This is a genomic window from Leptospirillum ferrooxidans C2-3 (assembly GCF_000284315.1).
Lineage (GTDB): Bacteria > Nitrospirota > Leptospirillia > Leptospirillales > Leptospirillaceae > Leptospirillum > Leptospirillum ferrooxidans.
The window spans coordinates 574252-586539 of sequence record NC_017094.1 but is presented as its reverse complement, the minus strand read 5'-3'; the positions used below and the strand labels follow the sequence as shown (position 1 = coordinate 586539).

At 48.0% G+C, this 12288-nt stretch carries 14 protein-coding genes; 8 read left to right on the top strand and 6 right to left on the bottom strand.

What is annotated here, in order from left to right; translation table 11 throughout:
- The first annotated feature begins 30 nt into the window (after positions 1 to 30).
- The 8 genes from LFE_RS03090 to LFE_RS03055 all read left to right on the top strand — a co-directional run bounded on the left by LFE_RS03090 (position 31) and on the right by LFE_RS03055 (position 5652).
- Complete coding sequence (locus LFE_RS03090) at positions 31 to 264, top strand: hypothetical protein (RefSeq protein WP_014448814.1); 234 nt, start codon at positions 31 to 33, stop codon at positions 262 to 264.
- Positions 261 to 461: a hypothetical protein gene (locus tag LFE_RS03085; RefSeq protein WP_014448813.1), complete on the top strand. Its 201-nt coding sequence runs from the start codon at positions 261 to 263 to the stop codon at positions 459 to 461. Before LFE_RS03090 ends, LFE_RS03085 begins: the two co-directional genes overlap by 4 nt.
- A complete protein-coding gene (radC, locus tag LFE_RS12950) occupies positions 461 to 1468 on the top strand; it encodes a RadC family protein (protein ID WP_014448812.1) in 1008 nt (335 codons plus the stop codon). Before LFE_RS03085 ends, radC begins: the two co-directional genes overlap by 1 nt.
- Complete coding sequence (locus tag LFE_RS03075; protein WP_014448811.1) at positions 1468 to 2190, top strand: type IVB secretion system apparatus protein IcmL/DotI; 723 nt, start codon at positions 1468 to 1470, stop codon at positions 2188 to 2190. Before radC ends, LFE_RS03075 begins: the two co-directional genes overlap by 1 nt.
- 62 nt (positions 2191 to 2252) lie before the next feature.
- Positions 2253 to 2543 (top strand): hypothetical protein, encoded by a 291-nt coding sequence (locus LFE_RS03070; protein ID WP_014448810.1) that lies wholly within the window; start codon positions 2253 to 2255, stop codon positions 2541 to 2543.
- A 240-nt stretch (positions 2544 to 2783) separates the two neighbouring features.
- Entirely contained in the window at positions 2784 to 3170 is a 387-nt protein-coding gene (locus tag LFE_RS03065; protein ID WP_041774737.1) for a Gfo/Idh/MocA family oxidoreductase, read from the top strand.
- 16 nt (positions 3171 to 3186) lie between these two features.
- A complete protein-coding gene (locus LFE_RS03060) occupies positions 3187 to 5283 on the top strand; it encodes a putative bifunctional diguanylate cyclase/phosphodiesterase (protein WP_050989473.1) in 2097 nt (698 codons plus the stop codon).
- An 18-nt stretch (positions 5284 to 5301) separates the two neighbouring features.
- The gene (locus LFE_RS03055; RefSeq protein ID WP_014448807.1) at positions 5302 to 5652 is read left to right on the top strand and encodes a hypothetical protein; all 351 of its coding nucleotides are present in this window, start codon (positions 5302 to 5304) and stop codon (positions 5650 to 5652) included.
- A 102-nt stretch (positions 5653 to 5754) separates the two neighbouring features.
- Here the strand turns inward: LFE_RS03055 and LFE_RS03050 are convergent, their stop codons facing one another.
- The 6 genes from LFE_RS03050 to LFE_RS14485 form a co-directional block, all read right to left on the bottom strand.
- A complete protein-coding gene (locus LFE_RS03050; RefSeq protein WP_014448806.1) occupies positions 5755 to 6591 on the bottom strand; it encodes an HDOD domain-containing protein in 837 nt (278 codons plus the stop codon).
- Positions 6592 to 6652: 61 nt separating this feature from the next.
- A complete protein-coding gene (locus LFE_RS03045) occupies positions 6653 to 7006 on the bottom strand; it encodes a hypothetical protein (protein WP_148272524.1) in 354 nt (117 codons plus the stop codon).
- 51 nt (positions 7007 to 7057) lie between these two features.
- Entirely contained in the window at positions 7058 to 9610 is a 2553-nt protein-coding gene (locus LFE_RS12945) for an EAL domain-containing protein (protein WP_158310238.1), read from the bottom strand.
- Positions 9579 to 9704, bottom strand: a complete 126-nt coding sequence (locus LFE_RS14490) for a hypothetical protein (RefSeq protein ID WP_269763964.1) — start codon at positions 9702 to 9704, stop codon at positions 9579 to 9581. Before LFE_RS14490 ends, LFE_RS12945 begins: the two co-directional genes overlap by 32 nt.
- Positions 9705 to 9740: 36 nt before the next feature.
- A complete protein-coding gene (locus LFE_RS03035) occupies positions 9741 to 10904 on the bottom strand; it encodes an RNA polymerase factor sigma-54 (protein WP_014448803.1) in 1164 nt (387 codons plus the stop codon).
- A 178-nt stretch (positions 10905 to 11082) separates the two neighbouring features.
- On the bottom strand, positions 11083 to 12264 hold the full coding sequence (locus tag LFE_RS14485) for a methyl-accepting chemotaxis protein (RefSeq protein WP_014448802.1): 1182 nt from the start codon (positions 12262 to 12264) through the stop codon (positions 11083 to 11085).
- Between the last annotated feature and the right edge of the window lie 24 nt (positions 12265 to 12288).

The window sequence follows — 12288 nt, the reverse complement described above, 5'->3', positions numbered from 1 at the left end:
ACCAGAGTGTTTATGAGGAGGAACGCCACTATGCACCTCGATCCCGCCAACAAAAAAAGATTCGAAGCGATTCTGAACCAGAAAGAGGAACTGAAGGAAACTCAAGAAACACTGAAAGACGCCGTCAAGCAACTCGCGGACGAACTGGGCGTGAAACCGGCCGATATCACCAAGATCCTGGGCCTCGTCGAAAAAGAACGGGCCAAGGGAGGAGTCATTGCCGACGAACGGGACATTCTCGAAACCGCGGGAGAGCTTATATGACGGAAAGCGACAAGGCAAAGAGCTATCTTCTGGTTGGAAACGAACCCGAATTACTTGAAAGAACCCTGGGGCGTCCCTTGCTCATCTCACTCGATCCTCTTGCCCGGTTGTCCGAAACAGATCCCGACGCCTTCGAGCTCCTTCGTGAGATGAAATCGCTCGGGGAACGGATGAAGAACTCAAAGGGAGGTGAGTGATGAGCCGCCTGCAACTCATTCCAGGGCTTTTTCCTCCGGAACCTCTCTCCACGACAAAACTGAGAGACGAGCCGGACTGGGTGCTGGTCGAACGCATCACCGGAACAAAATGCCCGGAGAACGTCAATCTCAGAGATCTCTCCCGGATGACACAAACCGAACTAAAAGAAACCTTGGGGCTCACGGATGTTCAGGGAAAGAAACTTGGAGCTGCACTGGTCCTGGGAGAACGCCTGGCGAACGAGGGCATCGACCGGGGAATGTCCATCAACAGCGCCGAAGACGCTTATCGGATTTTCAGTGGGCAAACAAAGGATGCGAAAAAAGAGTGTTTCTATGCGATTTCGATGGATCAGAAACATCAGGTGATCGATCTTCATAAAATCTCGGAAGGATCTTTGACTATGACGCTTGTCCATCCACGAGAGGTTTTCAATCCCGTGATCCGGGACTCGGCTGCGTCGGTCATCTTTCTGCACAACCATCCGTCAGGAAATCCCGAGCCTTCCACGGATGACTATAACCTGACCGTACGTCTGAACGAAGCGGGCATTTTGTTGGGAATCCGGGTAGTCGATCATGTAGTGATCGGCGATGGAGCCTTTGTGAGCCTCCGGGACCGGGGAGCGTTCCGTGAAGAGCGCGGAATGAGTCAGGCTGCCGAAAACGACGGGAGTCGGGAAACCACCCCCCAATCCCGAGAAGAACTCCCGGCAGAAAAAGCATCGACAGCGGTTTTGAGGAACCGGGCTTCGGAGGCAGAACGCAACCATGACTGGAAAAAAGCCGCCGAATATTACCGGAAGGCGATTGAAAATTATCCATCACAACCAGGAAGTGCGCTGGCCAAACGTGATATCGAGTTACTGACCGGATCCATGAAGGAATGTCTCCGGATGGAAACCTCTGGAAAAGATCGAAGCCACTCCGCCCCACAAGCCCGGGAAGAGAAGTCGGTCGAGCCCCAGACCTCCCGCCAGAGATCCCGTGACGGAATGGGCTTCTGATGGGACTCTTCGGATTCGGAAAACAAAAGGAACAAACGACAGGGGGTTCAGCGGGACAAAAGGCCTCTGCTCCCGGATCGAGTCCGATCCGGGAGGGAGGTGCCGAGTTTGTTCGTTTCCGGAACGACTTCTACAAGGATGAGTACCGGAACAAGTCAGCGATTCTCCGCTATGGAGCGGGGGCTCTTCTGGCGTCAGTCCTTCTGAATGGTGCGATGGGATGGGCGCTCGTCCACAAAAGTCCCGTCTATTTTGCCGCCACGAACGATGGCCGGATCCTGCCGCTTGTACCGTTGTCCCACCCCGCCGCGTCCGACCGTGCCGTTGTGTCCTGGGCCACAAATGTGGCCACCGCCGCCTATTCGTATGATTTTGTGAACTGGAGATCCGCCCTGTCCGGGCTTTCCCCCGAATTCACGAAAGAGGGATTTGCCTCGTTTATCGGATCGCTCAAGGCCTCCGGCAACCTGAAGCTCGTCTCCGACAACCGCATGGTAGCGTCTGCCGTTCCCACAGAAGCAGGAGTTATCCTCGCCAAGGGACTTTTGAAGGGCGTTTACGTCTGGAAGATCCAGGTGCCCATCCTGGTCACCTACCAAGCAGCCAAGTCGAGCGTTTCCCAGAATCTTCTTGTCACTCTCATGGTGGTCAGGCGCAGCGTCCTGGTTCACCCGAAGGGTCTGGCCGTTGCCCAGTTTCTGGCGAAGGAACACAAGCTGTGACGGCCGGATCACAAACCTTCCCGCCAGAATTATGGCGGGTCATGCCATCGAAGGAGGTATCAATGAAGAAAGTCTTGGCGCCACTCATTCTGGGAACCATCATTCTTGGCGGTTGCACACTGGCCATGCCTGAAGCCCCCATGAATCCAATGGTCGAAACGAAAAAACCCGTGGATCTCAAATCGACGGAGGTATGTAACGGAACCTTCGCCGCCGACACGACAACCGGAAGCGGTGATACGATTCTCGATGCCGCAAGGAAGGCCGGAATCAAAAAGATCTTTTCGATCCAGTACGAGACAAAGAATTATGTCTTCTTCACCCGCTTCTGTGCGAAAGTTTCGGGGACCTAAAAGAAAAATCTTTTCTCGAAAGAAAAGGGCCACGGCACACGTTGTGTTGTGGTCCTCTTCATATCTGTCACCAATCTTGACACGAAACTTATTTCCCTTTTCGATAATAGTTCATTATGGTTTTTTGAAAATATTGTCTTTTGATCTTTGTCGGTCTATAACAAGCAATGAGTCTTTGTGTTATTGACAGAATTCGGAAAAAGTATCGGGAGGATCAACCAGAGATCAGAGGGGGAAATCGTGAAGCCTGTGCAGGTGCTATTAATTGGACTCGGACGTGTGGGAACCCGTTTTTATGAGAAGTTCCATCTTTTGGGAGAAGACAGGGTCAAAATCCTGGCCATCTGTGAAATCGATCCCGGACATCCGTTTTTAGCAAGTCTCAAAGAAGACGGCATACCCGTTTTTCAGGACTACAAGGATGCCCTTTCCCGATGGGGAAGTGATATCGATATCATCCTCGACACAACGAACATCCCTTCTGTCAAAATCGATATCAGGCATATTCTTCAGGAAAGTGGCAACCATCATACGGTTCTGCTCCCCCTGGTCGCTTCCTACCTCTTGTGGCATATGGCCGCTCCGGATGAGGAACTCGTTCAGGATCACAGCAATCCCGGATATTGACCAAGTCACAATATCGATGGATCCCTTTCAATCAGAATTCGAGCATCAATTCATCCTTCAGGCCATAGGAGACGCCATCATTGCGGTGGATCTTGATCGGCGAATCCTGTGGGTCAATCCTGCCTTTGTCCGCCTCTTCGGCTACTCTTCCGGGGAAATGGTTTCCAAACCCATCGCTCTCTTGTATGCCAATCCGGTTGATTACGAGGAGCAGGGGAAACTTCGTTACAGCCGGAACAGCCCTTCTGACTCTCATCCCTACGAGATGCAGTACAGGAAAAAAGACGGCAGTACTTTTTGGGGGGAAGCCCATGGTGCAGTCGTCATCAACGAACGGGAGGAGCGAATCGGGTTTACCGTATCCATCCGGGATATCACCCGGCAAAAACAGCTGATCCATGATCTCCACCTCGAAAAGGAACAGTGGTTCGTGACACTCAAATCCATCGGGGATGCGGTGATTACGACCGATGAACATTGCCGGATCACCTATTTGAATCCCCTGGCGGAAGAGATGACAGGATGGGGATCTGATGAAGCCATGGGACATCCGATCGCTCAAGTCTTTCAGATCGTCAATGAATATACCGGAGCTCCCGGAGACAATCCGGTGGAACGGGCACTGAAGGAAGGCGTCGTTGTGGAACTTGCCAACCACACCCTTCTGATCAGGAGGGATGGAAAAAAGTTCTCCATTGAGGACTCCGCAGCGCCTATCAGAGATGATGAGGAGAAAGTCCGTGGTTGTGTGATTATCTTCCGGGATGTTACCGAAAAACGGAGACTCGAGCAGAAAATCAGCTACCAGGCCAATTATGATGCCCTGACAGGTCTTCCCAACCGACATCTGTTTCAGGACCGAGTGACCCAGGCCATCGCACAGGCTCATCGCACCGGCCGACTGTTTGCGCTTTTGTATGTGGATGTGGACCATTTCAAGAATATCAACGACCGCCTTGGTCACCCCTTTGGGGATCGGGTTCTGGTTGAGTTGGGGCGGCGATTTACAAGCATCGTTCGCGAGTCAGATACCATTGCTCGTATCGGAGGAGATGAGTTCGCCATCATTCTGGGAGATTTGTCGGATCAGACCGAAGCTCTTGTTTTGGGGCACCGGCTCTTGAATGAATCGGTCACTCCATTCAGGATCGATGATTCCCGCGCGGACCTGACAGTCAGTATCGGTGTGACCCTTTTCCCTGATGATGGAACCGACATGACAAGTCTTGTACGCAATGCCGACATCGCTCTTTACCAGGTCAAGAAAACCGGACGCAACAACATCCAGTTTTTCTCTCAGGAGATGAACCGGATTGTCCAGAAGCGACTGAAAATCGCGACAGAGCTTCAGGATGCACTCGATCAGAACCAATTTTTTCTCCATTACCAGCCGATTGTCGACTATGCACAGTCCAGAGCCATCGGAGTAGAAGCTCTTGTTCGCTGGAAACATCGAAATAAAACTCGCCATCCGGATGAATTCATCCCTGTGGCCGAAGAAATGGGACTCATCGTTCCCTTGGGAAGATGGGTATTGCAATCAGCCCTTCAGCAGATGAGAATCTGGATTGACCAGGGCTTTCTGCTAAACCGGTTGGCGGTGAATGTTGCCGTCAAACAGATCCACTCGGCGGGATTCGTCGATTTTCTGGAATACCTTTTGAAGGAGAATCGCATCGATCCCGCTCTTCTTGAGCTGGAAATCACGGAAAGGACATTGATGTTTCAGGATCATCATACGTTAGAAACACTCTCCCGAATACGAGATCTCGGCGTGAGTATTTCTGTTGACGATTTTGGAACAGGATACTCCTCCCTGAATTACATCCGGAATTTTCCAGTGAATACGCTCAAGATCGACCGGTCATTTCTGACAGGCCTGTTCAACAACCATTACGACCAGGCGATCGTTCTGGCCATCCTCGCCATGGCCAAGTCACTTTCCCTGGATGTGGTGGCCGAAGGCGTCGAACAGGAGGAACAAGATCGCTTCCTTCGAAACAACGGATGTTATCTGGCCCAGGGTTACTATTACGGCCATCCGGTCTCTCCCGAAAAGGTCCAACCTCTTTTTGACAGGATTGCACAGAATCCACCTCATAAAATCCCTTAGATCGAAAAGGTTTCTCTTTTGAGACCTCTTAACAACCTCCCAAAATTCATTTGGGGAAAAGCCATCTTCGGCTATCTTGGATCGGGATTCGACGATTCTGAGTATCTGACACACGCCGGATTTCCCATGTTTATCTGCCGGATTGTCCCATATCACGATTTTCTGGAAGAAGGAAATACAGATGGGAGGATTATCGTCTGGAGAGAAGGTCTGAAAGGAACCCCTGTCTGGAAAACAAACTTCGGATTTTTAGCGCGGGATTTTTTCTGGATTAACTGGCCCAAAAACGAAGAGGAAATTGCCCAAGTGTTAAGAGAGGCTTGCCTTGACCGGAGACTTCGGGAAGAACTTTATGAGACTTTGGACTGACGAAATTAGGATAACTCAATCGATGGAGGAGTGATCAATTTGATAGATTGGCACACTCCCCCGCTCCCTTATTATCAATTGCCTTGAAAATCAATCTTCCTTTTAGGAAGGAGCCATTTGATTGACGCGGGTTAAACAATCCAACATAATGGTTTCAAATAATTCGTCATGGATTCCCAAAAACTCCAAAGCTGCTCCGATTCTGGGCTCAATAAAAACGTAGTCAGGGTGTCCGAACCCGATCATCCCAGCAATTTGATCACCAACAAAACAGATGCACGCCAAAATCTGACTATTCTGAGACTTCTCAAATTCATGATGCCACATGATGGTGTCGATGAGTGTTTGAGGCAGTCTGAATTTTCTCGCAATCCCGCCTCCGATAAAGCAATGATTCACTCCCATGAGACTCTTCTCCATTCGCCAGTCGGACTGTCTCTCCAGAGAATCAGCCGTCTGTATTTGGGAATAAAAAAGGTCACCCATTGTTACAGCCAAGACAACTTTTCCAATATCATGAAGAAGTCCGGCTGTTTCTGCGACATCCACTTCTTCGAATCTAATCGCTTGGGCAATGCTCTTACAACAAATTGCCGAAGCGCGGCTATGAGTCCAGATTTCAGGGATACCAAGAATATTCTTGTATTTTTCAAAAATAGGCAAAACCAGGCATAGCCCCTTGATTGCAGTCATTCCAATGAGACTAACGGCCGCATCGACACTTCTAATAGGGTTGGAGAGGATGTACTGGCCTGAATTTGCATACTTCATGACTTGAGTAGCAAATCCAGGATCTCTTTTGATGATTTCTGCAATATCTATCAGTGAGGTGTTCTCCAATTCAAGAGAGTAAAGGACATCGCTAACCACTTCAGGAAGTGCTGAAAATCCTTCTTTTTTTTCGAAATTCTCGAATATCTTGTTAGTGTCTTCCACCATGACGCGACTCCTTCCATCTTAAGGGGAATCAAATTTGCAATATTGTCATCCCCCTTTTTCTTTATCTATTTCTCATGTAAAACTGCTCTACTGTATTCAGGACTATAGTTTTCAAGTCTGTATCCTTTTTTTCGGAACTCAGCAAATTCAGGCATTTTTTTAAGGTTGATATCTTGAGTTTAACGCTCTGATCGTCCTCACCCCGACCTTCATCCTTCTTATCCTCAATAAAAACTTCTCTCACCCCCCGGGACTGCAGTAATTTTTTCAGCTTCTCATCGAGAGTTACAGGAGATCTGGCAAGAAGCCTCCCTTGGGGATCAAAAATATCCGAAACAATAAGAACTCCCTCTTGCAATGTTTCCAATCGAACGAGCATATTTTTCATAAAAAACTCCTTCTTATTTTTGTCCATCATTCTTCTCTAGTAACGCATCTGTTCCTGTTCAGGAAAATCCTCTGAGGTTTATGATCCTTCAATTGATTTTCTATCCTGAACCCATTTCAGAAACTCTAAATTCGGGAGAGGAGTACTAAAATAATACCCCTGGATTTCATCACATCCCAGTTTTTTCAAAATATCGAACTGTTCTTGTGTTTCGACTCCCTCCGCAATCGTCTTTAGGCGGAGAGCCGCCGCCATCGTGATGATGGCGTTGGTGATTGCCCGGATATCTGGATCCTCCTGAAGCGGGGTCACAAATGAACGGTCTATTTTCAATTTGTAAACGGGAAGTTTCTTAAGACTCGATAGACTTGAATAGCCCGTGCCAAAGTCATCGATCGAGGTCCTGATACCCAGACGCAACAGATCCCGCAGATTGTCAGCAGTTAGGGAATGTTTCAACAGCACGCTTTCGGTTACTTCCATTTCGAGAAATCGCCCATCAACCCCATATTCAATCAAGGAGGATTCAAATGTCTCGGTCAGACGCCCACGTTCGAATTGTTTGACCGAGACATTGACGGTCAGTCGGATGGGGTCGAATCCCGTATCTTTCCATAATTTGATCTGGTTACAGGCAGCACGAATTACCCAAGCTCCGATCGGAACAATCAGCCCTGTCGATTCGGCCATGGGAATGAACTGCTCGGGAAGTATCCAACCTTTTTCCGGATGTCTCCATCGGATCAACGCTTCCGCTCCTACCAGCGTTCCCGTTTGAAGATCGATCTGAGGTTGAAAGTAAAGTTCGAATTCCTCTCGTTCCAGAGCCAGACGTAAATCCCGCTCCATTATAAATCTCCGTTCAGGAAGAGTACCAATTTCTGGACTGTAGGAGACATAAGAATTCCCGATCTCTTTTGCCCGATACATGGCAGCTTCCGCACGTCGTAAAAGAAGGTCCGCCGTGTCACCGTCATTAGGGTAGATCGATATACCAATACTTCCATTCATAAAAATCTGATTTTGATCAATTTCGAAAGACTGGGCCAACTCATCGAGAATTTTTTCCGCAATCTGTTCGATATTTATCTCTTTATCGAGATCTTTCAAAAGAATGACGAATTCATCCCCACCGAAGCGGGCTACGATGTCACCCTTTCTGAGACAGTGGGAGAGGCGTTTTCCTATCTCCACCAATAGGGTATCACCAATTGCGTGTCCCATGGAGTCGTTGATCCCCTTGAATCGATCCAGATCAAGAAACAGAAGAGCTATCTGTTCATCATTCCTTTCGGTCTGGGAGATGGCCCGACTCAGCAGATCGATTAGTTGTGTACGGTTGGGAAGACCTGTCAGGGCATCATAATTGGCAACATAAAGAAGTTCATCTTCAAATTGTTTGGGGCGGGTAAGATCACGAACTACGAGTGTCGTTAAAGGACCGGAAGGTTCATTGGAGATACTAGCCGAGACCTCAACAGAAAAAAATGACCCATCGCTTCGTTGACCCTGTGTCTCAAAAAATTGGTTTTCTTGCTCCTCTAGAGGATCGGTGACAGAGGAAAAGATAAAATCTTCCGCCTCTGGTAGGAGCATATGGAGCGAACGTTCTAACGCAAGATCCCTCGAAATCCCGAACATTTTTTCTGCAGACCCATTGAAATAAAGAATTATATTCTTCGAATCCACTAAAATGATTCCGGATTGAGCGACATCGGCCAATTTTCTGAAACGTCGTTCGGACCCGCCTGATATGGCTTTCAATCGTTCTTCTTCCGAAAGGTCTTTCATAATCAGAAGAGCCTGGCCCTCTTCTTCCTCAAAACGCATTCCCATAAGAATGACCTGCATTTGTTTCACAGGTTCTTTTCCGGATTTTCCTATTGTCAGAAAGAAATCGGAATGTGCTCCTGCTCTTCCGAGCACCTCCAAAAGACGAGACTTCAGCCCGGATGCGTTAAGGATTTTCTCAATGGGATTCCCGACAACCTCTTTCGTAGCAAGATCAAATTGTTTCAGAAAGGATTGGTTGGCAGAAAGGATCGTAAGGGATCCCGAAAGAACGAGAATGCCGTCAGGAATATTCGAGAGGATGCTCTCCGCATATTGTTTCAGATTATAGAGCCTTCTGGTCTCAATATATTTTTGGGTATCCAGAGCAAACCCCAGGTCAAACATCATCACCTTGAGAAAAGAGACGACAACTGACGTGAACTCTTCTGACAGATCGGACGTAAGCAACCGAATTTTGGGAAGAAAATCCGAAAGATATCTTACATACACGCCCAGATACCATTGCAGAGAAAGGCCAATGGAATGATGAATCAAGGCAATCTTGAGGCGACTGCTGATGTAATCCTTGTCATAAATCCCAGTCGTCAAATTATTAAAATAAGCGGTATGATTTTTTTTCAGAAACTCGACAGTTGCTTCCTCCTGGAGGAAACATCTGTTTTTTTCGAAATCGATGAGGTGCTGATAGAAGCTATCTATAAACTGAGGATAAAAGGAGGAAATATGGGGATGGAGAGCCTTTAGACGGGAGCCATCTTCTTCTGTGAATCCAAGAAAATCGCGACGGAGACGGTGACTCTCTTCATCAAGAGCTAATTTTTGGATTAATTCTTCCATAATTTTGTCGATCGATTTCATCATCGACCGGTTGAGACCTGAAGGCTTGCTTGCTTGCTTGCTTGCTTGCTTGCTTGCGCAAAAATCTTTCCAAGGAGGAACCTCCTTATTTCCGAGAGGGTTCGTTTCTTCACGGACTCATGCGGTTGCACTCGGGAGGCGTTCCGTATGTGACGCAGAATGTCCGGTAAATCTCTCGCTCCTCATCCCGCCAGTGTTCTCTGACAATCCGGAAGCGGAACCTGGCACCTCTGACGATTTTTTCCCGAAGTCGCTGGTTATTTCCGGTTCCTTGAAGATGGTGATGCAACCTTTTCCTGAGATCCCTAGTAGAGCCGATGTAGATAACACCTTCATGAGACCCCGGAACAAACGAGCGGATTTCATACACTCCTGGTTCGTTTGGAACAACCTCTCTCAAAATTGGTGTGGAAAGAAACATCGGTGGAGAAAAGTGTGCCGTCGCCACATGGTAACACCTTACCTGCCGTCGCTCCTTTCCCTCAGGGATACCGAGTTCACGGCGAATGTAAGCGACCGTTCTTCTCGACAAATGGGATCCGAAGTCTGCACCTACCCGTTCAGCGATCTCCCCATCCGTGAGTGGATCCAAAAGTTTTCCTTCATCCATCAATGATCTTTCAAGTTTTATCACTCTATTGATAAAATGACAACAAATTTCACGAGAACTCGGGGAAAGAATCGAAAGGTCACGGATCCGGTTATCCGGCATTTTTACGAAAAGAGTCCTAATGAGACGGGATATACGGCTAGAGTCGGCAATGCCCGAATAAAACCCGCCAGTTGCCAGACCAAAGGAAATCTGGCTCTGGGTCAATGGGCGGAGAAGCGTTGGGTCGGAGGCTCGAAGATACGTCGCCTGATAACGGAGCATGTATTGGATCAAAGCATAGGTCAAATGATTTCTGGTATTGATGAGCCGGAAACTCTGAACCATTTTTTGGAATTCTTTTTTCTGGAGAATCCCTTCTTGATCGGTATCATCGAAGTGATATGTCCTAATATAACTCTTTTTATGATATAGAAGTTCTGGAGTATTTCCTTCCCATCCAATCTCTCCGATCGTCTTTCCCTCCGGATCAACATTCTGGCCCATTTTTGTGCCTTCAATTTCTCGAATCGTGATAACTCCGGAGAGTCTCTGGGTTAATAGTTCCGACTCGAGGCGTTGCACAAACAGGTCGAAACGTTGAAGAGGGAGTTCCAAAAATCTCGCCACAACGATTTTTCCGAGAAGAGCTGGATCAAGTTTTTCTTTACATATGGGAATCATTAATAAAAAGTCATTCTATCCAAAAAAGGATCTCGAAATAAAAAAAGAAACAGCCTCGACTGCAGAATCTGCAGGTCAATAAGTAAGGCATTGCCCTTCTCTTATTTTAGGCTGGAGTATCCAAGATGGATTTATTCCACTCACTCAATAACTTGGATCCACATATACACACCAAGTTTCACACTTTGGACTTGACTCCATCCATCGTCTCCTTCATTCCTTCCACCAAAAGGTCCAGTTGATCTCTGACTTCCGATACGCTTTTTGATTGTGTTTCCGTAACTCCTACAATGGATTTCAGAGTATCGGATAAAATAGTCGCATGGGAGAGTATCGACTCAAAGACCGTTCCAACCACTTCGGCCTTGGACTGGCTTTCCGTTACCATTCCCAGAGTTCCGTGAATCAGTGTTACGGTCTGAGTCGTATCGTTCTGAGACTCGCGGATGGTCGATCCAATTTCCTTCGTCGCCCGAATGGTGCGTTCGGCAAGCTTCCGGACTTCGTCAGCCACAACGGCAAAGCCTCTTCCCTGGTCTCCCGCCCGGGCCGCTTCAATCGCCGCGTTCAGGGCCAGAAGATTTGTCTGGCTTGCGATGTCATCGATCACCTCCACGACTTTGCCAATCTCCTGGCTTCGGGCATTCAGGGTATTCACGACACCCACAAGCGCCCGCATCGCTTCGCCGGCTTCCCTGACCTGAGAGAGAAGATCTTTTAGAGTGTTCCGGCCAGCCTCGCCCTCCAATCGGGTTTTTTGGGCTTCGCCAGAAGCATTCCCTGTCGTTTTGACGATCTCCCTGATTCCCGAATTGAGATCCTCCATTGCCTTTGAGAGAGTCTCCGAAGATTTCTGTTGGGAATCGACAGATTTTTCAAGAAGAATATCACTTGTGATGTCCTTGAAGATCGTCATATACCCCAATACCCGGGTTGAAGACGGATCGATAATTGGCTCGGTCGTCGAAAGAAGGCTGATTCCCCCGATATCCATGACCTGATTCTTGCGCACTTCCCCTGGTTGAATTCCTTCAAGAATTTTTTTAATCCGGTCGGGATCCTTATGAAACCGGTGAATGGAGCCTCCCATGACTTCGGAGCCAGACACTCCGAAGCTTTTCTTCATTTCTGACTCCATCCTCGAAACAATTCCCTTCATGGTCTGATTCATATAGAGAATGCGATTTCCCGATTTTCCCGGACACATATCGGCTGAAGCGATCGCAATCCCAAAATCGGGAAGGGAGTCCAGAATTTTTCGCAGGATCCGGCTATCATTTAAAAAGTCTGACTCGTCTTTTGGCTCACTCAGAGGTCTCTCGTATTCATTCAATTGTGCCGATCTGCCAAACCATGCCATTGTGACCTCCTGTGTATATTGCAA